This is a genomic window from Pseudomonas sp. SWRI18 (assembly GCF_014268345.1).
GTDB lineage: Bacteria > Pseudomonadota > Gammaproteobacteria > Pseudomonadales > Pseudomonadaceae > Aquipseudomonas > Aquipseudomonas cedrina.
The window spans coordinates 118,556-142,114 of sequence record NZ_JACCQQ010000011.1 but is presented as its reverse complement, the minus strand read 5'-3'; the positions used below and the strand labels follow the sequence as shown (position 1 = coordinate 142,114).

19 protein-coding genes are annotated in these 23,559 nt (G+C 61.6%); 11 read left to right on the top strand and 8 right to left on the bottom strand.

Annotated features, from left to right (window positions below; translation table 11 throughout):
* Positions 1–97: 97 nt before the first annotated feature.
* The gene (locus tag H0Z09_RS14525; RefSeq protein WP_186691187.1) at positions 98–1,705 is read left to right on the top strand and encodes an NAD(P)/FAD-dependent oxidoreductase; all 1,608 of its coding nucleotides are present in this window, start codon (positions 98–100) and stop codon (positions 1,703–1,705) included.
* A 131-nt stretch (positions 1,706–1,836) separates the two neighbouring features.
* On the opposite strand, the gene H0Z09_RS14520 is transcribed toward H0Z09_RS14525, so the two are convergent.
* Entirely contained in the window at positions 1,837–2,931 is a 1,095-nt protein-coding gene (locus tag H0Z09_RS14520; protein WP_186691186.1) for a PLP-dependent cysteine synthase family protein, read from the bottom strand.
* Positions 2,932–3,147: 216 nt separating this feature from the next.
* Here H0Z09_RS14520 and nhaA point away from each other — a divergent pair, with 216 nt between their 5' ends.
* The gene (gene nhaA, locus H0Z09_RS14515) at positions 3,148–4,335 is read left to right on the top strand and encodes a Na+/H+ antiporter NhaA (protein ID WP_186691185.1); all 1,188 of its coding nucleotides are present in this window, start codon (positions 3,148–3,150) and stop codon (positions 4,333–4,335) included.
* 765 nt (positions 4,336–5,100) lie between these two features.
* Here nhaA and H0Z09_RS14510 read toward each other — a convergent pair.
* From H0Z09_RS14510 to dinG, 6 genes are all read right to left on the bottom strand, one after another.
* Positions 5,101–5,565, bottom strand: a complete 465-nt coding sequence (locus H0Z09_RS14510; protein WP_003231137.1) for a glycine zipper 2TM domain-containing protein — start codon at positions 5,563–5,565, stop codon at positions 5,101–5,103.
* Positions 5,566–5,828: 263 nt separating this feature from the next.
* Positions 5,829–6,476, bottom strand: coding sequence for a pyridoxamine 5'-phosphate oxidase (pdxH, locus tag H0Z09_RS14505; protein ID WP_186691184.1), 648 nt, complete (start codon positions 6,474–6,476; stop codon positions 5,829–5,831).
* Positions 6,477–6,503: 27 nt separating this feature from the next.
* Positions 6,504–7,670, bottom strand: coding sequence for an OmpA family protein (locus H0Z09_RS14500; protein ID WP_186691183.1), 1,167 nt, complete (start codon positions 7,668–7,670; stop codon positions 6,504–6,506).
* A 143-nt stretch (positions 7,671–7,813) separates the two neighbouring features.
* Positions 7,814–8,959, bottom strand: a complete 1,146-nt coding sequence (locus H0Z09_RS14495; RefSeq protein WP_186691182.1) for a serine hydrolase — start codon at positions 8,957–8,959, stop codon at positions 7,814–7,816.
* A gap of 82 nt (positions 8,960–9,041) precedes the next feature.
* A complete protein-coding gene (locus H0Z09_RS14490; protein WP_186691181.1) occupies positions 9,042–11,339 on the bottom strand; it encodes a beta-galactosidase in 2,298 nt (765 codons plus the stop codon).
* Positions 11,340–11,427: 88 nt separating this feature from the next.
* A complete protein-coding gene (gene dinG / locus H0Z09_RS14485; protein WP_076950068.1) occupies positions 11,428–13,572 on the bottom strand; it encodes an ATP-dependent DNA helicase DinG in 2,145 nt (714 codons plus the stop codon).
* 99 nt (positions 13,573–13,671) lie between these two features.
* Between dinG and H0Z09_RS14480 the strand changes: the two genes are divergently transcribed.
* Positions 13,672–14,136, top strand: coding sequence for a CopD family protein (locus tag H0Z09_RS14480; RefSeq protein WP_076950067.1), 465 nt, complete (start codon positions 13,672–13,674; stop codon positions 14,134–14,136).
* A 141-nt stretch (positions 14,137–14,277) separates the two neighbouring features.
* On the opposite strand, the gene H0Z09_RS14475 is transcribed toward H0Z09_RS14480, so the two are convergent.
* A complete protein-coding gene (locus H0Z09_RS14475) occupies positions 14,278–15,036 on the bottom strand; it encodes a collagen-like triple helix repeat-containing protein (RefSeq protein WP_076950501.1) in 759 nt (252 codons plus the stop codon).
* Between the two features lie 215 nt (positions 15,037–15,251).
* On the opposite strand from H0Z09_RS14475, the gene H0Z09_RS14470 reads away from it, so the two are divergent.
* The 8 genes from H0Z09_RS14470 to H0Z09_RS14435 all read left to right on the top strand — a co-directional run bounded on the left by H0Z09_RS14470 (position 15,252) and on the right by H0Z09_RS14435 (position 23,554).
* Positions 15,252–15,749: a DUF6231 family protein gene (locus tag H0Z09_RS14470; protein WP_076950066.1), complete on the top strand. Its 498-nt coding sequence runs from the start codon at positions 15,252–15,254 to the stop codon at positions 15,747–15,749.
* A gap of 4 nt (positions 15,750–15,753) precedes the next feature.
* Positions 15,754–16,224, top strand: a complete 471-nt coding sequence (locus tag H0Z09_RS14465) for a YchJ family protein (RefSeq protein ID WP_186691180.1) — start codon at positions 15,754–15,756, stop codon at positions 16,222–16,224.
* A gap of 18 nt (positions 16,225–16,242) precedes the next feature.
* On the top strand, positions 16,243–16,725 hold the full coding sequence (locus H0Z09_RS14460; RefSeq protein WP_186691179.1) for an LEA type 2 family protein: 483 nt from the start codon (positions 16,243–16,245) through the stop codon (positions 16,723–16,725).
* The gene (locus H0Z09_RS14455) at positions 16,722–16,934 is read left to right on the top strand and encodes an SEC-C metal-binding domain-containing protein (protein WP_076950063.1); all 213 of its coding nucleotides are present in this window, start codon (positions 16,722–16,724) and stop codon (positions 16,932–16,934) included. Before H0Z09_RS14460 ends, H0Z09_RS14455 begins: the two co-directional genes overlap by 4 nt.
* Before the next feature lie 255 nt (positions 16,935–17,189).
* The gene (locus H0Z09_RS14450) at positions 17,190–19,631 is read left to right on the top strand and encodes a penicillin acylase family protein (RefSeq protein ID WP_186691178.1); all 2,442 of its coding nucleotides are present in this window, start codon (positions 17,190–17,192) and stop codon (positions 19,629–19,631) included.
* A 283-nt stretch (positions 19,632–19,914) separates the two neighbouring features.
* Entirely contained in the window at positions 19,915–20,919 is a 1,005-nt protein-coding gene (locus H0Z09_RS14445; RefSeq protein WP_186691177.1) for a ligase-associated DNA damage response exonuclease, read from the top strand.
* Entirely contained in the window at positions 20,916–22,550 is a 1,635-nt protein-coding gene (locus tag H0Z09_RS14440) for an ATP-dependent DNA ligase (protein WP_186691176.1), read from the top strand. The genes H0Z09_RS14445 and H0Z09_RS14440 overlap by 4 nt, the downstream gene beginning before the upstream one ends.
* Before the next feature lie 224 nt (positions 22,551–22,774).
* Positions 22,775–23,554 carry a transporter substrate-binding domain-containing protein gene (locus tag H0Z09_RS14435; RefSeq protein WP_076950059.1) on the top strand — a complete coding sequence of 260 codons (780 nt, stop codon included), beginning with the start codon at positions 22,775–22,777 and terminating at the stop codon, positions 23,552–23,554.
* The last annotated feature ends 5 nt before the right edge of the window (positions 23,555–23,559 follow it).

Genomic DNA, 23,559 nt, shown 5'->3' with positions numbered 1-23,559 from the left:
GCGCTGTTTTAACATGACGGGAAACGGCCATTGGGGCTTATAATCGCCGGTTTGCAAAACAGCCGGCCACTCAGCCCGCCGCCTACCGGATCCTGTCATGTTACGAATCACCGAACTCAAGCTGCCCATCGACCATCCCGAAGAAGACCTGCGCCCTGCCATCCTGCAGCGCCTGGGCATCGCCAGTGATGACCTGCTCGATTTCACCCTGTTCAAACGCAGCTACGACGCGCGCAAGACATCCTCGGAGCTGTGCTTCATCTACACCATCGACTTGAACGTGAAGGGCGAAGCCGCCCTGCTGCTCAAGTTTGCTGACGACCGCAACGTCAACCCGGCGCCGGATGTCAGCTACCACGTCGTGGGGCAGGCGCCGGAAGGCCTGGTCGAACGCCCGATCGTGGTGGGTTTTGGCCCATGCGGCATCTTTGCCGGGCTGTTGCTGGCGCAGATGGGCTTCAAGCCGATCATCCTCGAACGCGGCAAGGAGGTGCGCCAGCGCACCAAGGACACCTGGGGCCTGTGGCGCAAAAGCGTACTCAACCCTGAGTCCAATGTGCAGTTCGGTGAAGGCGGCGCCGGGACATTTTCCGACGGCAAGCTCTACAGCCAGATCAAGGACCCGAAGTTCCACGGCCGCAAAGTCCTGCATGAGTTCGTCAAGGCCGGTGCGCCGGAAGAAATCCTCTACGTCAGCAAGCCGCACATCGGCACCTTCCGCCTGACCGGCGTGGTGGAAAACATGCGTGAGCAGATCATCGCCCTGGGCGGTGAAGTGCGCTTCGAACAGCGGGTTACCGACGTGCTGATCGAAGACGGGCAGTTGAACGGCGTGGTCGTCGATGGCGGCGAGCAGATCCTTTCCAGGCATGTGATCCTGGCCCTGGGCCACAGCGCCCGCGACACCTTCCGCATGCTCCACGGCCGTGGCGTGTACATGGAAGCCAAGCCGTTCTCGGTAGGTTTTCGTATCGAACACCCGCAGTCGTTGATCGATGCCGCACGCCTGGGCAAATACGCCGGGCACCCGAAACTGGGGGCCGCCGACTACAAACTGGTGCACCACGCCAAGAACGGCCGCTCGGTCTACAGCTTCTGCATGTGCCCAGGCGGAACGGTGGTGGCAGCGACATCCGAGCCGAACCGCGTCGTGACCAACGGCATGAGCCAATACTCGCGTAACGAACGCAATGCCAACTCCGGCATCGTGGTCGGCATCACCCCTGAGGTGGATTACCCGGGCGGCCCGCTGGCGGGGATCGAGTTGCAGGAACGCCTGGAGTCCCAGGCCTACCTCCTCGGCGGCAGCAACTACGACGCCCCGGCGCAGTTGGTCGGTGATTTCATCGCAGGCAAGCCGTCCACGGCGATCGGCAGTGTGGAGCCCTCCTACAAGCCCGGCGTATCCCTGGGTGACTTGGCCCTGGCCTTGCCGGCGTTCGCCATTGAGGCGATCCGCGAAGCACTGCCGGCGTTCGAGAAGCAGATCAAGGGCTACTCGCTGCATGACGCGGTGTTGACCGGTATCGAGACGCGCACCTCATCGCCGCTGCGGATTACCCGTAACGAATCGATGCAGAGCTTGAACGTAAAAGGCCTGTTCCCGGCCGGTGAAGGCGCCGGTTATGCCGGCGGGATTCTGTCGGCGGGCGTGGATGGGATCCGGATTGCCGAGGCGTTGGCGCGGGATATGTTGGGCCTTTGAGCCCTGAGAACACCGCACGTTAAATGTGGGAGCGGGCTTGCTCGCGAAAGCGGTGAATCAGTTGATGGATTTGTTGACTGACACTCCGCATTCGCGAGCAAGCCCGCTCCCACATTTGGTTTTGTGTGGTGTCAGATGTTGGCGCGCTGGATGCTGTCCGGCAGCGGATGGCCTTGCTCGACACTGGCAGCAACGGCGGCAATCAACCCGCCCAATTCATACCCCTGCCCCGCCAACCACGCCTGGTCGTAATAGGTTGTTGCATACCGCTCGCCCCCATCACACAGGATCGCCACGATCGATCCCGACTCTCCCGCGGCCTTCATCTGCTGCGCCGCTATCAGCGCGCCAATCAGATTGGTCCCGCTGGAGCCGCCCACCCGCCGTCCCAGCCGATCCGCCAGGCAATGCATGGCCGCCAGCGAGAGCGCATCCGGCACCTTGACCATTGCGTCGATCACCGCTGGCAAGAACGACGCTTCAACCCGTGGTCGGCCAATACCCTCGATGCGCGAACCACAGTCCAGGCGCAGGCTCGCGTCGCCGCTCTGGTAGAAATCAAAGAACACCGAACGCTCGGCATCGGCACATAGCACGCGCGTGTAATGCTGGCGATAACGCACATAACGACCAAGGGTCGCGGTGGTGCCGCCGGTGCCGGGGCTGGAGATCAACCAGCTCGGTTCCGGATACTGCTCGAAGCGCATCTGCTGGAAGATTGATTCGGCGATATTGTTGTTGGCCCGCCAGTCGGTCGCGCGCTCGGCGTAGGTGAACTGGTCCATGAAGTGGCCGCCGCTTTCCCGCGCCAGGCGTTCGGACTCAGCATAGATTTGCGTCGGGTCCTGTACGAGGTGGCTTATACCGCCGTAGAAGGCAATCTGCGCGATCTTCTCCTGGGAGGTAGTCGCCGGCATCACCGCAATAAAGGGCAGGCCGAGCATACGGGCAAAGTAGGCTTCGGAAATCGCAGTCGATCCGCTGGACGCTTCGATCACCGGCGCGCCCGGCTTGAGCCAGCCATTGCACAGCGCGTACAGAAACAATGAACGCGCCAGCCGATGCTTGAGGCTGCCGGTCGGGTGACTGGACTCATCCTTGAAGTACAACTCGATACCCGGCAACCCCGGCAGCGGCAACGGAATCAGGTGCGTGTCGGCGCTGCGCTGGAAGTCTGCTTCAATGATACGAATGGCTTCGCGGGCCCAGGGACGGTGGTCGCTCATGGCGTGTTTCTCTGAGGGTGTAAGCCCTGATTTTAGGGGGTTTCCTACAAGCCAGACAGATACAGTCCCGCCTCAATAGGACACACAATTGCCAGGCCTAACCGAAGCGTCATCGCGAGTCGACGCTTATAACAAATAAGAATATAACTTTTGTTTTAACAACTAACGGTACGGGTTAGGGTACCCACCTATTGAATCCGGATTGGAGAGCGTCCCTTGCCTCTGCGTAGCACTTTCACCCGTTTCTTCCAGCTGGAAGCCGCCAGCGGTCTGTTGTTGATCGCGGCTGCGGCACTGGCCTTGATCATCAACAATTCGCCCTTGTCCCACCTGTACGGCGCGTTTCTCGACGTACCGGTGGTGGCACAGGTTGGCGCACTGAAAATCGCCAAGCCGGCATTGCTGTGGATCAACGACGGCCTGATGGCCTTGTTCTTCCTGCTGATCGGCCTTGAGGTCAAGCGCGAGTTGCTCGACGGTCACCTGTCCAAGCCTTCGCAAGTGGTGCTGCCTGGCGCAGCGGCCATCGGCGGCATGGTGGTGCCGGCGCTGATCTATTGGGCGATTAACAAGGACTACCCTGCCGCGCTGTCGGGCTGGGCGATCCCCATGGCCACCGACATTGCCTTCGCCCTCGGTGTGCTGGCCCTGCTGGGCAAGCGCGTACCGGTATCGCTCAAGCTGTTCCTGATGACCCTGGCCATCATCGATGACCTGGGCGCGATCATCGTCATCGCCGTGTTCTACTCCGCCGACCTGTCCGGTGCTGCCCTGGCCGGTGCGGGGGCCTGCCTGATTGCGTTGATCGCAATGAATCGCCTAGGCGTCATCAAGCTCGGGCCCTACCTGATCATCGGGCTGATCCTGTGGGTGTGCGTACTCAAGAGTGGTGTTCACGCGACGCTCGCCGGCGTGACATTGGCGTTCTGCATCCCCATGCGCACCAAAAACGCCGAACCGTCGCCGCTGCTCACCCTGGAACACGCCCTGCACCCCTGGGTGGCCTACGGCATCCTGCCGCTGTTCGCCTTCGCCAACGCGGGCGTGTCCCTGACCGGCGTCAGCCTGGAAAGCTTTACCCACCACGTACCGATGGGCATCGCCGCCGGCCTGCTGATCGGCAAGACCATCGGCGTGTTCGGCCTCACTTGGCTGGCCATCAAGACTGGCATCGCCGCCCTGCCCAGCGGCGCGAATTGGGGCCAGGTGTTTGGCGTGGCGATCCTGTGCGGCATCGGCTTTACCATGAGCCTGTTTGTCGGGTCCCTGGCGTTTGTACCGGGTGCCAGCGAATTTGCCGGAGAAGACCGGATGGGAATTCTGACCGGGTCGATACTGGCAGCGTGTATCGGGTATGCGGTGACGGCGATGGCGAGTCGCAAGAAGGTCATACCTTCCGTTTGACAGTTTGAACTGGCGAGCCAAAAACCAAAAAGCCGCCTTGGGGTTAACCGAGGCGGCTCCACTTCTTCAGACCTTACAGGTCATCGAAGCTGTCCCGCAGGAATGTCCACACGTGATAAACACGCAGGGCATTCACTACGAGGTTCCACGTACGTCGTGCAAACTTGGACATACTCGGCCCTCCAAATGTTGGGCCTTACCTCCAGCGCACTTACCGGAACATGTGAGCCTTTGGATGCAGGTCGATGCATCCTTGAGGCGGCCGGGTTAATGGTCCTTCCGCATTGATCCGGCACGGATTACTAGCCCGTGGCGGTCGGCCCAGAATTCGCGCGAGTACCCGACGCACCTGAAAGCGACGAACGTAGAACGGGAAGAATCCTAACCAACATTGGGGCTGAAAGTGTGACGACGGTGCTTACATATTCAGGATTGCTCAAGAGATTTATTGCAGGCCGTTGCAGACATATAACTCCACAATAGAACTTCGGAATCGATCTCAATCATCAGTCGCTTAGACTTGCGTGACGGCAAGGTCGGCGCTAGTATCCCGCTGCAGGTCGATGCATCCTAGAGGTCGCAATCTCAGCCACTAACTGGGTTTGCCACAAAACCGCCTTACTCAGGCGGTTTTTTATTGCCCGTTTTTTACCCTACTCAGTCGCCGACACTCAACCCCCCAATACCGTCCTGGAATAGTGGCCCTATAAACCAAAAACCCCCAACCGGTCACCCGGTTGGGGGTTTTGTTTCTAGACCCCGCGCTTAACGCGTAACGCGGCTCGTGCCATCAACCGTCATGATGCGCACACGGTCACCAATGCGGAAGATTTCGTTCTCCTGCACGGCCTGCACGTAGGCACGGGTGCTGCCGTCGTCTTCGCGGACGGTGATTTCCACGCCCTGGGTGCGGGTCAGGCCTTCTTCAGTGGCCGAACCCAGCAGGCCGCCGGCGACAGCGCCGATCACTGCGGTAACGATGCTGCCACGGCCACCACCGATGGCACTGCCGCCAACGCCGCCGATGACCGCGCCGGCAGCGCCGCCGATTGGGGTCTTGGTGCCTTCGATTTTCACCGGACGCAGGGACTCGATGGTGCCCATGCGCACGGTTTGTACACGACGCGCTTCGTCACGGGAGTATGAGTCGCCGGTCAGACTCGAGGCGCAGCCACCCAACAGCAACGACAGGGTGGTAAAGCAGGCAACCAGTAAAACGGACTTACGCATAGCATCAACTCCAAAGGACAGGTGTTCATTAAACGCTGCAGCTTGACGCCTGTCACGGCAAGCACCGCAGAAAATTGCTTTCATTCAGCCTGAGTACAGATTGCCAGTATCGGAAAACTCCACAACGGGTAGCCCGCTCTCGTTCCAGGCAATGCAGCAGCTGTTTCTTCATTGTAGCCGCGCAGCAGCCTGCAACCTAAGTCTCTCCCATTGAGACGTCGGCTCGGCAGGCATCATTCCAGTGAAGTGACGAAAGGTGCAGCTCAGGGCGCCAGGCGCTCACGTGTCCAATCGGCCCCTTGCAGGCGATAGTTCAGGCGATCGTGCAGGCGGCTGGCGCGGCCTTGCCAGAACTCGATGCGCTCGGGCAGCAAACGATAGCCCCCCCAATGCTCGGGGCAATCGGGCTGCGTGTCGCTGAAACGCTGCTCGGTGGCCTTGAGCAGGTCCTGCAATTCTTCCCGGTCACGAATGACCTGGCTCTGCGGCGAAGCCCAGGCGCCCAGGCGGCTGCCCAGCGGACGGACCTGATAGTAAGCGTCCGACTCCTCAGGCGTGACCTTGACCACCCGACCCTCGACGCGCACTTGGCGCTCCAGGGTCGGCCAGAAAAAAGTCATGGCCGCAAACGGCCGTGCCGCGAGCTGTTGGCCCTTGGCACTCTGGTAATTGGTAAAGAAGGTAAAGCCCTGCGCATCCAGGCCCTTGAGCAACAGGACGCGGCAGTGCGGGCGACCGTCGTGGTCGACCGTGGCCAAGGTCATGGCATTGGCTTCTACCGGAGGCTGCTCGGTTTTCACCGCATCACCGAACCATTGGTGGAACAAGGCAAACGGTTCGCTCGGGGCCTGGGCCTCGCTCAAACCGTCCCGTGTGTAATCACGGCGCATATCGGCCAGTGCCTGGGTCATGCGGCTTTATCCTTCTGGTTCAGCGGATCAGTTTTTTGCCTGGTCACTCGGGGCCGGCGCGTCGGCCTTGGCTTTGGCCGCAGCCGGCTTCTTGGCGGCAGGCTTGGCCGGGGCCTTTTTGGCGGCAGGCTTGGCAGCGGCTTTCTTGGTGGTTGCCTTGCTTGCAGCCGCTTTTTTCGCCGGAGCCTTGGCGGCAGGCGTCGGGGCAGGAACATTCTGCACGGCAACCATTTCAGCCACAGGCGGCGTCTTGCCGGAATTGTATTTGCTCAACAGGGCCAACATGGTCGAGCGCTGGGTGAACATGATTTCCATACGACGGTTCAGGGCGCGGCCCTGATTGCTGTCGTTGGCGGCACGGGGCATCAGGTCGCCCATGCCGCGCAGCATCAGGCGGTCTTGCTTGAGGCCGCTGAGGCTGAAGATCGAGGCGATCGATTGCGCGCGTTCCTTGGTCAACGCCTGGCTGGCCGGTGCGGTGCCGGTGGCATCAACGTGGCCCAATACCAATACGGCGGTCTTTGGATCGGCTTCGACTGCCTTGGCCACACGCGTGAACGGGCCCAGGGTGACCGGCAGCAACATTGCCGGGCGTTTCGGGTTGTAGGAGCCGTCGACCGGGGCAATCACGACGAGCACGTTGTCGCGACGTTCCAGCTGCAGGTTGCTGTCCTTGATGGCAGCGCGCAGGCGTGGCTCATAGTCGTCCAGCCAGGCCTGGGTGATTTTCGGATCGGGCATCGGCACGTTGGTCACGTCGACCTTGGCCAAGGGCTTGGGTTTGCTTTCGAACGGCCACCACCAGTGGGTTTCGGTGTCCGTCTTGGCGACGGCGGGTGCCGGCTCAGCGGCCTTGAGGTCGGCTTTCAGGTCGGCCTTGGCATCGGCAGCCTTCTCGTCGGCGCTCTTGGAGGAGAACGGCCACCAGCTGGAGCCGGTATCAGCCTTGGCGGCTGGGACCGGGGCAGGCGCAGCAGCGGCGGCTACCGGTGCGGCAGGCTTGGCGCCCGCAGCAGGCTTGGCGTCGGGCTTGGCATCCGGCTTGGCATCGGCTTGGGTCACTGGGTCCTTGGTGGCGGCCTTGTCAGAGCCAAATGACCACCAATGCCCACCCTCGGCATCATTTTGTGGAGTTTGTGCGCAACCGGTAATAGTGAGGCATAGCGCCAGTGCCAAGGACTTGTTCGATAACATGAGGTATCCACAAAATGAGAAAAGAAACGGGGGTCTGGGTGACCCGTTAAACAGACGCTTACAGAACATTAAAGTTACATCATTTCGTTCAGCGTCTTCTTATAGTTGCCTTTGTAACAAAAAAACGTGAAACAGCAAGGGGTTTACAGACAACCGGCCAATATTCCGACCAACTTCTGTGCCCGTGGGTCCATGAGTACATAAGGCCCCAATGTATTAGTCACAAAACCAAACGCTACATCATGCTCAGGGTCGGCAAACCCCACCGAGCCGCCCGCGCCAGGATGCCCGAAAGCACGCGGGCCAAGGCCGAAGGTTGCATTGGGCAACTGCGGCTGGTCCAACATGCAACCCAAGCCAAAACGGGTTTGGGTCAATAACGTTTTATCCGGCCCGATACTGTGTTCACGGGTCAACTGCTCAAGCATGTCGGCTTCCAGCAAACTACCGTCCAATAGTCCACTATAAAAACCCGCCAGGCTGCGCGCATTGCCGTGACCATTTGCCGCCGGCTGCTGCATGCGCCGCCATTCGGGTTTATTAGTACTGGTCAGAATGGACGGTGGGTTGGCAAATGCACGCGTCGTCATGGCCGCAGGTTCGCGCATCATTACTTGCAATAAACGTTGTGCGGCTTCATCGCCCATATTGCCTTTGCTGCGCGCTATATGTGCCACGCGATAGAACTCTGCATCCGCCAGGCCCACATGAAAATCCAACCCCAACGGCCGCGCAACCCGCGCCACGATGGACTCTCCCGGCCCGCGCCCATCGGCGCGGCGCAGCAATTCGCCCACCAGCCAACCGTAGGTGATCGCCTCGTAGCCGTGGCCCTGGCCCGGTGTCCACCACGGGGCTTCGGCCGCCAGGGTATCGACCATCAGTTGCCAGTCGTACAGCGCCTCGACCGGCAACATTTCGCGGATTGCCGGCAACCCGGCCTGGTGGCAGAGCAACTGGCGCAGAGTGATGGTTTCCTTGCCGGCGGCGGCGAACTCCGGCCAATAGTGGGCGACCGGTGCATCCAGTTGCAATTTGCCTTCGGCCACCAGTTGCAGGGCCGTCACGGCAGTAAAAGTCTTGGTGCAGGAGAACAGGTTGACGATAGTGTCGCTGTGCCAGGCCTCAAGACCGTCCTTGTCGGCGGTGCCGGCCCACAGGTCGACGACGGTTTCACCGCCGATCTGGATGCAGAGCCCGGCACCACGCTCCTGCGGGTCATCGAACAACGCGGCAAAGGCTTCACGTACCGCTTCGAACTGGAGTTCGTAATGACCTTGGATCTGCACCTGAACACCCTCGGAAAACACAGCAAAAAGTGGTCGACATTGTTCCAGCCATTGTGGCTTTTGGGAACCCGTCAGACCTCAATCAATGACCATTCCCAGCGTGCCCACCGGCATGCCCGGCGCCCTGCCCCGGGCCTTTGCCTTCGTGCCCGGCCTTGCCGCCTTCACTTTCATGCACGGCTCCGACAGCCTTGGCTTTCTGCGCTTCCTTGCCCAACTGATCGACCGCTGCCAGGTTGCTCTTGCGCACGCTGTCGACAAAGCCCTGGAACGGTAGGTCGGTGATGCCCACCAGGCCAAAATGGCCGTTCTCGCCATCCAGCAAACGCCCGGTCACGGGTTGGTCCAGGTACTGGAACCAATGCACGCCGACAATCGACGGCTCGGCCATGGCCTGCTTCAGGAAGTTGGCATACGCCGCGCCGCGATCTTCTTCCTTGGCCAACTGCGTCACGCCGCCCCAGAACGGCCCGCGGTCGTTGGAGCCGAAATTGAATTCGGTGATCAGCACCGGTTTGTCCAACGCACGCAAGGCAGCGAAGTCGTAACCGTCCTGCGGCTTGAGGGTGTACATGTTGAAGCTCAGTACATCGCAATACTGCGCACAGGACGCCACGGCTTCAGGCGTGCTTACCGCAAAACGGCCGCCCAGCAGCAGTTGATTGGGGGCGTGCCATTTGAGCGAGTCGGAGATGGTCTTGAAATAGGCATCGGCAAAGGTCTTCTGGAAATGTTTGAAGTCAGCTTCAATTTCCGGATGTTCGGGGTTGGGCAGCGGCGGCTCGAAGCCCGGGTCTTCCATCAGTTCCCAGCCGGCCAATTGGATACCCCAGGCTTTCGACAAGCCTTCTTCGTTACGGTACTTGTCACGCAGTTGCTTGAGGAACGCGCGCTTGGCCGGCACGTCGGTGGTCATGCGCAAGGTGCCGTAGGCCAGGGCGTAGCGGGATTTCGGCGCATCGCCAGGGCCCGCCCAGGCCAGTTCGTTGTCGGCAAAGAAGCCGATCAACCAGGGGTCATCGCGATGATCACGGGCGGCAATAGCCACGGCGCGCTCGGTGGCCATGGCGAAACGCGGGTCAAACGGATCGGGCATGCCGCCCCACCAATCGGTGCCGGTGCTGATGCTGGCGTAGTCGCCGACGATCGACAACGGCAAGGTGTACGGTACGCGGTCGGCGCCGGCCAGGTCCGGCTCACTCCAGTTGCCCACGGTGTTGAAACCCCAGGCCTGCAGGCGATCAAGGGTGTGGGCGACCCAGCGTTTCTGGTCAAAACCCTCCCCGCCGTAAGTACGCTGCAGGTTGGCGCCATAGAAGTCGTACCAACGGCCGGCGCCAAAGCTGCGGCCCTCACCCGCGCCGTTGCCGGTGCGGTGGTCGCCGCTGCCGTAGTACTTGTCGAAAGGCTCGCCCGCCTTGGGCAGCGCCGCAAACATCCATTCACGGCCAGCCACGTAAGTCTGGCTGTTGTCCGGCGCCACGGTGTTGACGCCCAAGGAATAGAACGGATGCCCGTCCGGCGTCACCAGGTACCAGCGCCCGTCGCGCTTCTCGGTGCGGAAAAACCCGCTGGCCTCGAACACTGGGCCTTTGTTCCAGCCGCCGTACGGGTCCAACGCGGATTTGTCCCGCGTCGCCAGCCAGGCCTGGAGCTGTTGCTGCTCCTTGGCAGCGGCGGCCTTGAGTTGCTCGTCACTGCTGACTTTTTCCGGCCAGCGCGCGCGGGTGGATTGACCATAGGCGTCCACCAACTCGCTGTAGGCGGCTTTCAATACCGGCTCGCTGTCCTGCACGCCAAAGCGCTCCAGCAGGATGCTTTGCGCGGCGTTGGGCTTGATCATCGACAAGGTCACCGAGACCACTTGGCTGCGGTCGATTTCACCGGCGCTGCTGGCCAGCAATACGCGCTGGCCGTCCACGGTGATCGGCATCGGCGGGCCAGCCTTCATGCCCTGGCTCAACGGCGAGTTGGCTTGCAGCGGGACCAGCAGGGTCTGGGCCGGGCCCGCCGGCAGGTCGATGCGGCTGACCAAGGTACGGCCGTCAGCGCTCTGGACCTTGACGTAGAGGGTCAACGCCCAGTCCATTGCACTTTGGATGCGCAGGCTCACGGCCCCTGACTGGGACCAGTCCCAGGTGCCGGTTTGCGGGCTGAGCACCAGGCTCGGTTCGGCGGCCGGGCTGAAGGTGATGCGGCGCAGCACTTCGCCTTCGGCGGTCTGTTCGGCATTGTATTGCGGCAGGCTGGCGTCCTGGGTCGCCACCTTGACCACATCGGCAGGCCGGACGAAGTTGAACAAGGTCTGTTGCCCGGCGGGCGCAGCCATCAACGGTGCGGTGAACAGCAGGGCAAAAAGAGCGGGCAGCGTGCGAATCATACAGACAAGGTTCTCCCAGACGGCCGGTAAATGGCCTGATGACATAATCGAGATAGACCACGAAGTGGGCGCATTCGCCCACGGTGGCTTAAGAAATTTCGCGCCTGAACGGCGGCAAGGCGTTGAGGATGGCCTTGCCATAGCGCTGGGTGACCAGACGGCGGTCCAGCAAGGTGATGGTGCCCCGGTCTTCCTCAGTGCGCAGCAAACGACCGCAGGCCTGGACCAGCTTCAACGAAGCATCCGGCACCGAGATTTCCATGAACGGGTTGCCGCCCCGCGCTTCGATCCACTCGGCCAGCGCGGCCTCGACCGGATCGTCCGGCACCGAAAACGGGATCTTGGCAATCACCACGTGTTCGCAGTAGGCGCCGGGCAAGTCCACACCTTCGGCGAAACTCGCCAGGCCGAACAGCACGCTGGAGTCACCTCCATCGACGCGCGCCTTGTGCTTATTCAGGGTTTCCTGCTTGGACAGGTTGCCCTGGATAAACACCTGCTTGCGCCAGTCGCGGTCGAGGCCATCGAATACGTCCTGCATCTGTTTGCGCGACGAAAACAGCACCAGGGTGCCGCGCGAGCCTTCCACCAACCCCGGCAGCTCACGAATGATTGCAGCCGTGTGCGCTGGCGCGTCCCGTGGGTCGGCCTTGAGGTCCGGCACCCGCAGTACGCCCGCGTCGGCGTGGTGGAACGGGCTCGGCACCACGGCGGTGACGGCTTTTTTCGGCAGGCCGGCACGCATGCGGAAGCGGTCGAAAGTGCCCAGAGCCGTCAACGTGGCCGAGGTCACCAGGCAGCCATAGGCCACGTTCCACAAATTGCGCCGCAGCATTTCCGCCGCCAGGATCGGGCTGGCGTTGACCTCGATGTCAAACAGCGCACCGCTTTCCGATAGGGTCAGCCAGCGGGCCATGGGCGGGTTGTCTTCAGGATCTTCGACGGTGAAAGCGGTCCACAGCTCCCAGTTGCCCTGGGAGCGGGACAACAGGCTGCCGAACAGCGGGTACCATTCCTCGGCCTGGTTGCTGGCGATGCCGATGTTGACCTCGCCATCCATGCCCTCTTTGAGCAGGTCGGTGAGACGGGTGAACAGGTCGGTCAGGCGTGAGAAGCCTTTCTTCAACTCGATGCCCATCTCGCGCATATGCTCGGGGATCAACCCGCCGACGAACCGATGACGTGGCCGCTCACGGCCTTCGACGTCTTCACCGGGCTTGAAGTCGGCCACCTGCTCGCAGGCGCTGAACATGAACTGCTGCTGGGTCTTGATTTCCCGTGCCAGCTCCGGCACCTGTTCGATCAGCTTGCCCAGGTCGCCGGGCAGCGGGTGCTGGGCCAGCAGCTTGGTGAGGTTCTTCGCGGTGGTTTCCAGCCAGTCGGCGGTGGAACGCAGGCGCGTGTAGTGGGCAAAGTGGCCGATGGCCTTGTCCGGCAGGTGGTGGCCTTCGTCGAAGACATACAGGGTGTCACGCGGGTCGGGCAGCACGGCGCCGCCGCCCAGGGCCAGGTCGGCCAGGACCATGTCGTGGTTGGTGACGATCACGTCGACCTTGCCCATGCCTTCGCGCGCCTTGTAGAAGGCGCATTGGCCGAAGTTGGGGCAATGGCGGTTGGTGCACTGGCTGTGGTCGGTGGTCAGGCGCGCCCAATCGGCATCTTCCAGGGCGGTGGGCCAGCTGTCGCGGTCGCCGTCCCATTTATTGCCGGCGAGTTTCTCGATCATGCTGGTGAACAGCTTCTGGCTGACTTCATCAACTTCGATCTTGAAGCCTTCTTCCTCGAACAGCGACGCCGTGGCGGTTTGCGCATGGCCTTCCTGCAACAGCACGTCGAGCTTGGACAGGCACATGTAGCGGCCGCGGCCCTTGGCCAGGGCGAAGGTGAAGTTCAGGCCGCTGTTGCGCATGAGGTCAGGCAAGTCTTTATAGACAATCTGTTCCTGCAGGGCCACGGTGGCGGTGGCGATCACCAGGCGCTTGCCGGCGGCCTTGGCGGTCGGGATCGCGGCCAGGCTATAGGCCACGGTCTTGCCGGTACCGGTGCCGGCCTCGACGGCCACGACCGCGGGCTCGCCCTCGCGGCGGCCTTCGTCGTCGGTGTCGATATCCCCGAGGACCTTGGCCACTTCGGCGATCATCAGGCGTTGGCCGTAGCGCGGTTTCAAGCTCTTGGCTTCGAGAAAACGCGAATAGGCACCCTGGATCGTGGTTTTGAGTTCAGTGCTGATCATGGATAGTCGGGCGCAAAAAACGCTGGATAAATTTTCAGTGGTTCGGATCGGCCGCTATCATACCCCGCTAATTAATCCCGCGCAGAACGGAGTACTTCAATGACCGTGTTCAACCTCGCTTATACGCTGCATGTATTGGCCGCCCTGGTGTGGGTCGGCGGTATGTTTTTCGCCTGGATGATCCTGCGCCCCGCCGCCGGGGCGGCACTTGAAGGCCCTGCCCGGCTAAAGCTATGGGCGAATGTGTTTCAACGTTTTTTCGTGTGGGTGTGGGTTGCGGTGGCGGTTTTGCCGATCAGCGGCATCGGCCTGCTGCAGTTGCGCTTCAATGGGTTTGAGACCGCGCCGCGTTATGTGCAGGTGATGATGGGTTTGTATCTGGTGATGACGGCGTTGTTTATCCGGGTCCAGGCGTTGAAGCTTCCGGCGTTGCGCAATGCGGTGGCGGCTGAGGACTGGCCGGCGGGGGCCGCGGTGCTGGGGCAGATTCGCAGGTTGGTGGGGATCAACTTGATTGTGGGGTTGGTGGTGGTGGCAATTGCTTCGGCTCGGCCGATGTTCTGAGGCGACCCGGACACCGCTTTCGCGAGCAAGTCGCACCGCCGCTTCCACATTTGACCGCATTCCAAAGGGTGTACACGGCTAAAATGTGGGAGCGGCGGTGCGACGATTCGACTTGCTCGCGAAAGCGTCAGGCCAGGCGACTCAGAGCCGCTGAATGGTCACGGAACCCGCAGGCCCCGCCGGTCCCGGTTGCCCTTCCAAGCCTGGGCGGCCCTTCTCGCCGCCGTCGGCGCGGTACACGACACAGCCTTTGGATTGCCCGCCTTTGCCCGGTTTGCCCGCAGTACCGGCCAAACCACCCGGCCCACCGTCCACCCAGACTTTGATCTGACCAGCAGGGAAGTCCCGTGGCAATTCAACCCGCACGGTCGCGCCCGCAGCCCCCGGTAGGCCATCGCCACCGTTGTCGCCATTGAAACCACGCCCCGCCGAGCCCCAGGTACAACCCGGGTCTTCGCCGTTGGCGCCGTCCAGCCCGGCGTAACCTTTGGCACCGGCCCCACCCCGGGCGTCCACGGAAAGTTCTTCAGCGTTCAGCGAATCGATGCGCAAGGTCAGGTCACGCCCGGCCTTGGCCGGCTTTTCGTGAGTACCGGGCGCGCCGCGCGAGGTGATCTGGCTGCCCTGGTCCAACTGCGCATGACGTACCTGCAATTGCAGCGCGGTGTTACCGGGCACAATGGCAATGCGCGCGTCGCGCCCAAGATGCAGCTCATCCACCGTGACCTGGCTGATGGTGGCGGGAATCAGCAAGGTGCCGTAGTCCGCCACATCCAGTCGTTCCAGTTGCAGCACGCTGGTGCTGCTGGGCAGGCGCATCAACGAATTGGTTTCGACACTGACGCTCTGGGCCAGGACAACGGGGCTGACCAGCAGGGCCAACAGTAAAACCTTACGCATCATGGGGCTCCCCTAATTTTTCATTTCTAGTTTTTTCTTTGGACGCACAGTAACGACTTCCACAGGCGCTTTGCCAGTGAAGGATCAAAAAAGTTAATAAAGGGAAGGCTTCTGTCTGACGGGTCTGCGCAACCTGCAGGATTTTCGCAGTCACCGGCTCTAGGCCCGCACGCTCAGCCGCGCTAGTCTCTAGGCTCCTGATGCGAGGATCTGCGATGACCGCCGGTATTTCTGCCCGTACACCCCAGCAAGCCTTGGCCGCCTTGCTTGATCTGCACCGGCCAAAACGCCTGTTACTGTTGGGTGCCAGCCAGTTCCCGGCGCTGGAGGCTTTTCAACAAGCCCACCCGGATACCCAGGTGTCAGTCGCGGCACCGGGCGCGTTGCCGGCAGCGCTTGCCGCGCAACGGTTTGACCTGGCGCTGGTGGTGGATTGCCTGGAGCACCTGTCAAAACCGCAAGGCTTGACGCTGCTTGGGGGCATCCGCAACCTCAATGCCAGCCGCATCGCGGTGCTGGTGGACCTGGCCGCCTGCGACTGGAAAGACACTGACTTCTTCTCCCTGGCCCTGCAGGCCGGCGAACGTTTCCAACGTGATGAGCAGGTTCTGACGTTGTTTACCTATGATCTGCTTGACTATAAACAGGTGCCGGACTGGCTCAACGCCCGCTTCTGGGCCAACCCGGAAAATTTCGGAAAGTACTGGTGGTAACCCGATGAGTACATCCATTTGCCCCTGCGGCAGTGGCAACCTGCTGGATGCCTGCTGCGGCCATTATCACGCCGGGCACCCGGCCCCCTGCGCCGCCGCGCTGATGCGTTCACGCTACAGCGCCTACGTGCTGGGCCTGGTGGACTACCTGGTTGCCACGACGCTACCGACGCAACAAGCCGGCCTGGACCGCAACGCCATCGGAGCCTGGAGCGCACAGAGCACCTGGCTCGGCCTTGAAGTGGAAAGTTCCGAAGTGTTCGGCGGCCAGCCCGAACACGCCTTCGTAACCTTCACCGCGCGCTGGCATGACGCGACCGGCGAACATAGCCACCGCGAACGCTCGTCTTTCGTACAGAATGACGGGCGCTGGTACTTCATCGATCCGACGGTGGAAGTGAAGGCCGGGCGCAACGATGCCTGCTTGTGCGGCAGTGGGCAGAAATTCAAGAAGTGTTGCTCCAGCTACCTCTAACCCCTTAGGACTGACGCCATGCTCCGGATGTACAGCTTGATGCTGGCGTTAACCCTTGGCCTGACCGGCTGCGCGTCGTGGTTCGAGGACGATTCGCCACCGCCCCACGTCTCGTTGGTGAAGGTGGAAGTGGTGCGCGCCAAGTTGCTGGAACAGAAGTTCAAGCTGTACTTTCGCGTGGACAACCGCGACGACGCCGACCTGACCGTGCGCGGCCTGATCTACAAGGTCTCCCTGGGCGATTTCGTGTTGACCGAGGGCGAGTCCGACGAGTGGCTGACCGTACCGCCACGCGGCCATAAATTCTTCAAGGTTTCGGTGCGTACCAACCTCTGGCCGCAGATCCGTGATGTGGTGCGGATGCTGAAAAATCCCGACCAGCCTGTGCCGTATCGCCTGGAAGGTGAACTGAAAACCGGATTATTCATCGGTTATGACGTGCAGGTGAACCACAATGGCGAGATAATCCCCGGCGATTTTATTCCGGAGCGACATCGATGACTCAGCAACCCCATGTCCATGGTCCTGACTGCAACCACGATCACGATCACCATGATCACAGCCACGACCACGAGCACGGCCATGTCCACGGCCCGAACTGCGGCCACGCTCACCAGGAACCGGTGCGCAACGCCCTGAAGGACGTGGGTCGCAACGACCCTTGCCCGTGCGGCAGCGAGAAGAAATTCAAGAAGTGCCACGGGGCATGATGCCCATGCCTGACCTGAAGGCAAGTGGCATCTAAATGTGGGAGCGGCGGTGCGACGTTCGACTTGCTCGCGAAAACAGTGGTTCAGTCAACACATGCAGTGACTGACACGACGCTTTCGCGAGCAAGCCCGCTCCCACATTGGTTTGTGCAAGACTCAATATCTCATGCTTCTCCCAAAACTCCCGCTTGCGTCGTTTCGCCGCGCTCACTAACGTAGCGCCTTTACTGACGCCACCCCCGCAGGAGCTTTGCCATGGCCTCGCCAGCCCTCTCACATTTTCTTCCCCGGTTCGGCGTAGCCGCGGCAGTGGCCAGTGCGTTAAGCCTGACCGGTTGCCAGCTCCAGAGCACCCAGGACACCCTGCCGCCGATTGCCGGCGTGCAGCCGATCAAGGGCCTGGCACAGAATGTTTCCGTGCGACGCAATTCCCAAGGCATGCCGCTGATTGAAAGCAATACGTTCCATGACGCGTTGTTCAGCCTCGGTTATGTGCACGCCAGTGATCGCATCACCCAGATGGTCACCCTGCGCCTCTTGGCCCAGGGCCGCCTGGCGGAAATGTCTGGCCCTGAAGTGCTGGACGTCGACCGGTTCATGCGCGCGGTCAACCTGAAAAAAAGCGCCGGCGAGCTGTATAACGCATCGAGCCCGCGCCTCAAGCGCTTCTTTGAAGTGTATGCCCGTGGCGTCAACGCCTACCTGTTCCGCTACCGCGACAAGCTGCCGCCGGACCTGGCCCAGACCGGCTACAAGCCCGAATACTGGAAGCCGGAAGATTCGGCGCTGCTGTTCTGCCTGCTGAATTTCAGCGAATCGGCCAACCTGCAGGAAGAAATAGCCTCCCTGGTGCTGGCACAGAAAGTCGGCATCGACAAACTCGCCTGGCTCACGCCCAGCGCGCCGGATGAACCGATCCCCGTGGCCGAGGCCGAGAAACTCAAGGGCATGAACCTCGGCCAGGTCACGGGCCTGGCCGGGCTGGACGCGGTCAGCCAGCAACTGGGCAGCCTCAACGCGCTGGCTGTGACCACGTCGAACAACTGGGCGATTGGCCCGCAACGCAGCCGCAGCGGTAAAAGCCTGTTGGCAGGCGATCTCGCCGCCCAGCCGCTGGCACCGTCGCCCTGGAGCTATGTGCAAATCCGTGCACCGAAGTACCAGGCCGTCGGCGCCTCGATTGCCGGCCTGCCGACCCTGCTTTCGGGCTTCAACGGCAAAGTCGCGTGGAGCATGAGCGCGGTCAAGGGCGACACCCAGGACCTGTTCCTGGAAAAAGTCAGGCGCCAGGGCAGCGCGTTGTACTACGAAAACAACGGCAAATGGCTCCCTGCGGTCGTACGTAACGAGACCTTCTTCATCAAGGGCCAGCGCTCCATTCGTGAAGTGGTGTACGAAACCCGTCATGGTGCCCTGCTCAACAGCAGCCAGGCACTGACCACCGGCCTGGGCCTGGCCCTGCAGACCGCCGACCTCAAAGACGACAAGAGCCTGGATGCGTTCTTCGACCTGTCCCGCGCGCAAAACGTCGCCAAGGCCTCGGATGCGACCCGCGAGATTCGCGCCATTGCGCTGAACATGATATTCGCCGACGCCAGCAACATCGGCTGGCAAGTCACCGGCCGTTTCCCCAACCGCCGCGAAGGCGAAGGCTTGCTGCCATCGCCGGGTTGGGACACGCGCTTTGACTGGGACGGTTACGCCGACGCAATGCTGCACCCCTATGACCAGGACCCGGCCCAAGGCTGGATCGGCACCGCCAACCAACGCACCGCGCCACGTGGCTACGGCATGCAGTTATCCAATTCCTGGGATGCGCCGGAGCGCAGCGAGCGCCTGGCGCAACTGGCCAATGCCGGCAAGCATGACAGCCGCAGCATGATCGCCATGCAATACGATCAGACCACCCCCTTCGCCGCCAAGCTCAAGACCATGTTCCTGGCACCGGGCATGGCCCAGCCGCTCAAACAGGCGATCGACGCGCTACCGCCTGCCGAGCAGGCCAAGGCGCGCGAAGCGCTGAATCGCCTGATGGCCTTCGACGGTCGGCTGTCGGCAACCTCCGCCGACGCCGCAATCTACGAACTGTTCCTGCAGGAAAGCACCCGGCAGATCTTCCTCGACGAACTGGGCCCGGAAAACAGCGCGAGCTGGAAAGCGTTTGTCAGCAACGCCGGCCTGTCCTACGCCGCCCAGGCCGACCACTTGCTGGGACGTGAAGACAGCCCGTTCTGGGACGACGTGCGCACCGCGCAGAAAGAAGACAAACCGGCGATCCTCGCCCGCAGCCTAGCCGCCGCAATCAGCGCCGGGGACAGCCAGCTGGGTGCCGATCACAAAGCCTGGCAGTGGGGCAAACTGCACATGACCACTTGGAAAAGCGCCGATGGCCAGGTGATTCGCGGCCCGCTGGCCTCGGGCGGTGATCACAACACCTTGAACCCGGCACCGTACCGCTGGGGCCAGGACTTCAACACCAGCCAGGTACCGGCGCTGCGCATGATTGTCGACTTCGGCCAGGTGGAACCGATGATGGGCCAGGGTGGCATCGGCCAGTCCGGCAACCCTGCCAGCCCGAACTATGCCAATGGCATCGACCCGTCGCTCAAGGCGCAATACCTGAGCTTCCCGATGCAGCCGCAGAACTTTGAGAAGGTGTATGGCAAGGCAAGGCTTACCCTGACGCCCGGCAAGTAACCGGATTCAATGTGGGAGCTGCGGCTGATAAATCCCGTGTAGTGAGCGGGCTTGCCCCGCGCTGGGTGGCGCAGCCGCCCCAACCCAGGCGACCTGGCTCTATCTGGAGTTCGGCGTTGGCTTTATCGGGGTGGCTTCGCCACCCAGCGCGGGGCAAGCCCGCTCACTACAGGTTGTTCATCGCAGGCAAGCCAGCTCCCACCTGTGTCCTGCATACATTCAGATAGAACTTCTGCGCCCAGCCCCGCCTCATAAGTAACAAGCCCACCGCCCCGGTCACCCCATGGACCTTGTTATCGCCCGGCCCGAAGGCCTCTACTGCCCCGCCGGTGATTTCTACATCGATCCCTGGCGCCCGGTTGAACGTTCGGTCATCACTCACGCCCACGGCGACCACGCCCGCACCGGCAACGAGCATTACCTCGCCGCCGCGCCGGGCGAAGGCATCCTGCGTTCGCGCCTGGGCCAGGACATCAACCTGCAAACCCTGGCCTACGGCGAGCCATTGGTTCATCACGGCGTGACCTTAAGTTTCCACCCGGCCGGGCATGTGCTCGGCTCGGCCCAGGTGCGCCTGGAATACAAGGGCGAAGTCTGGGTCGCATCCGGCGACTATAAGGTGGAGCCCGACGGCACCTGCGCGCCGTTCGAACCGGTGCGCTGCCACACGTTCATCACCGAGTCCACCTTCGGCTTGCCAATCTATCGCTGGCAGCCCCAGGCGCTGATCTTCGCCGGGATCAACGAGTGGTGGCAGGCGAATATCGCGGCAGGCAAAGCCAGCGTGTTGTTCTGTTACTCCTTCGGCAAAGCCCAGCGCATCCTGCACGGCATCGACGCCAGCATTGGCCCGATCCTCAGCCACGGCGCGGTCGAACCGTTGAACCGGGTGTACCGCGAGGCCGGGGTCTACATCCCTGAAACTCTCTATGCTGGCGACTTCAACAAGGCCGACCCGCTGTTGCGCCAAGCCTTGATCATCGCCCCGCCATCCGCGGGCGGCAGCAGTTGGATCAAGCGCTTCGGCGACTACAGCGACGCATTCGCCAGCGGCTGGATGCGCTTGCGCGGCACTCGGCGGCGGCGCGGTGTGGACCGGGGCTTTGTGCTGTCGGACCACGCCGACTGGCCCGGCCTGTTGTGGGCCATCGAGCAAACCGGCGCCGAACGGGTGATGGTTACCCACGGTTCTGTGGGCGTTCTGGTGCGTCATCTGCGGGAAAAAGGCCTGGATGCCCAAGGCTTCGTCACCGAATACGGCGATGACGAAGAGGAACCCAGCACATGAAGGCCTTCGCCGAACTTTACGCCAACCTCGACGCCACCACCTCCAGCAACGCCAAGCTTGCCGCGCTGCAGACCTACTTTCGGCAAGCGGCACCGGACGATGCCGCGTGGGCCGTGTATTTCTTGTCCGGCGGTCGACCTCGGCAATTGGTGCCGACGCGTCTGCTGCGGGACATGGCCACCGAAGCGTCCGGCATCGAGCCGTGGCTGTTTGAGGAAAGCTACCAGTCGGTGGGTGACTTGGCGGAGACCATTTCCCTGTTGCTACCGGAGTCGACCTACACCTCGCAGGACGGCCTGGCAGTGTGGCTGGAAGAAAAACTCCTGCCGCTGCGTGGCCTGCCTCCCCTGGAGTTGGCTGAACGCCTACCCGCGTTATGGGCGCAACTGGACCAGCCCAGCCTGATGGTGTGCATCAAGTTGATCACCGGCAGTTTCCGCGTCGGTGTGTCCAAGCTGTTGGTCACCCGCGCGCTGGCTTCGATGGCTGGCCTGGACAGCAAGCGCGTGGCACAGCGGTTGGTGGGCTACACCGACCTGTCCAACCGTCCTACGCCTGAAGGCTACCTGAAGCTGATCGCCGCCGAATCATCCGACGAACATGCGCAACGGGGCGGGCAGCCTTATCCGTTTTTTCTTGCGCATGGGTTGGCGCAACCCGTGGAGCAATTCGACACGCTGCTCGGCCCTCCCACGGATTGGCAGGTGGAATGGAAGTACGATGGCATCCGCGCGCAACTGGTCAAACGTGAGGGCCGCCTGTGGGTCTGGTCCCGCGGCGAAGAATTGGTGACTGAACGCTTCCCCGAACTTCACAGCCTGGTAAGCGGCTTGCCCGATGGCACCGTGATCGACGGCGAGATCGTCGTGTGGAAAGACGCCGTGCAACCTTTCGCACTGCTGCAACAGCGGATTGGCCGCAAGACCCTGAGCAAAAAAGTGCTTGAGGATGCCCCCGTGACAGTCGTGGCCTACGACCTGCTGGAATATGCGGGTGACGATTGGCGCAACCACACCCAGGCTGAGCGCCGCACGCAACTGGAACAGGTGATCGCCCAGTGCAACCAGCCCGTGTTGCGCGAATCACCCTTGCTGACGGGCGGCAGCTGGCAGGACCTGGCCGAACAACGCGAAGCCTCACGCAGCCTTGGCGTGGAAGGCATGATGATCAAGGACCGCAAGGGTCTCTATGGCGTGGGTCGCACCAAGGACATGGGCCTGTGGTGGAAGTGGAAAGTCGACCCGTTCAGCGTCGACGCGGTGCTGATCTACGCCCAACGCGGCCACGGCCGACGCGCCAGTCTCTACAGCGACTACACCTTCGCGGTGTGGGACGGCCCACCCGGCAGCGAACGCACATTGGTGCCGTTCGCGAAGGCGTATTCAGGGCTGACCGACGAAGAGATGCGCAAGGTCGACGCCATTGTGCGCAAGACCACGGTAGAAAAATTCGGTCCGGTGAGCAGCGTGACGCCGAGCATGGTATTTGAGTTGGGATTCGAGGGAATTGCCCTGTCCAAGCGGCACAAGAGCGGGATTGCGGTGCGGTTTCCGCGGATGTTGCGCTGGCGCCAGGATAAGTCCGTGGATGAAGCGGATAACCTGGCTACCCTGCAAGACCTCCTGGCCTGAACACAATTCCCACATTTTGATCTCCACATGATTCGAAATGGTGCACTGATTTTTCAGCGCCCATTTTCGGGCATAACCTACACTCACAACGCCCTTTTCCCACCTATTAAAACGCTCATTCGGAACTATGGTGCAGAACTTGCTTCCGGTGATGCGTCTGACACCGTTCAGTAACAGTCCTAAACGCGCCACAAGCGCTTATCTTGGTTTCCAGGGATTACATAATGAAAAAAGCATTGCTGACCCTTTCTGCACTGGCTCTGTGCATGGCCGCCGGTACCGCGCTGGCCAAGGAATACAAGGAACTGCGTTTTGGTGTCGATCCGTCCTACGCGCCGTTTGAATCCAAGGCGGCCGACGGCAGCCTGGTGGGCTTTGATATCGACCTGGGCAATGCGATCTGTGCCGAGCTGAAAGTGAAGTGCAAATGGGTCGAAAGCGATTTCGACGGCATGATTCCAGGCCTCAAGGCCAACAAGTTCGACGGCGTGATTTCGTCCATGACCGTGACCCCGGTGCGTGAAAAGGCCATCGACTTCTCCAACGAGCTGTTCTCCGGCCCTACTTCGCTGGTGTTCAAGAAAGGCGCCGGCTACTCGACGCCAGAGTCGCTCAAGGGCAAATCCGTGGGTTACGAGCAAGGCACCATCCAGGAAGCCTATGCCAAGGCCGTACTGGATAAAGCCGGTGTGACCACCAAGGCCTACGCCAACCAGGATCAAGTGTATGCCGACCTGACTTCCGGCCGTCTCGACGCTTCGGTGCAAGACATGCTGCAAGCCGAACTGGGCTTTTTGAAGTCGCCAGCCGGTGCCGGCTATGAAGTGGGCGCCGCAATCGACGACCCATTGCTGCCGTCGAAAACCGCCATCGGTATCAAACAAGGTAACACTGAGTTGAAGGCGCTTTTGGATAAAGGTATCAAAGCGTTACACGATGATGGCACCTACGCCACCATCCAGAAGAAACACTTTGGCGATCTGAACCTGTACAGCGGCAAATAATGCCC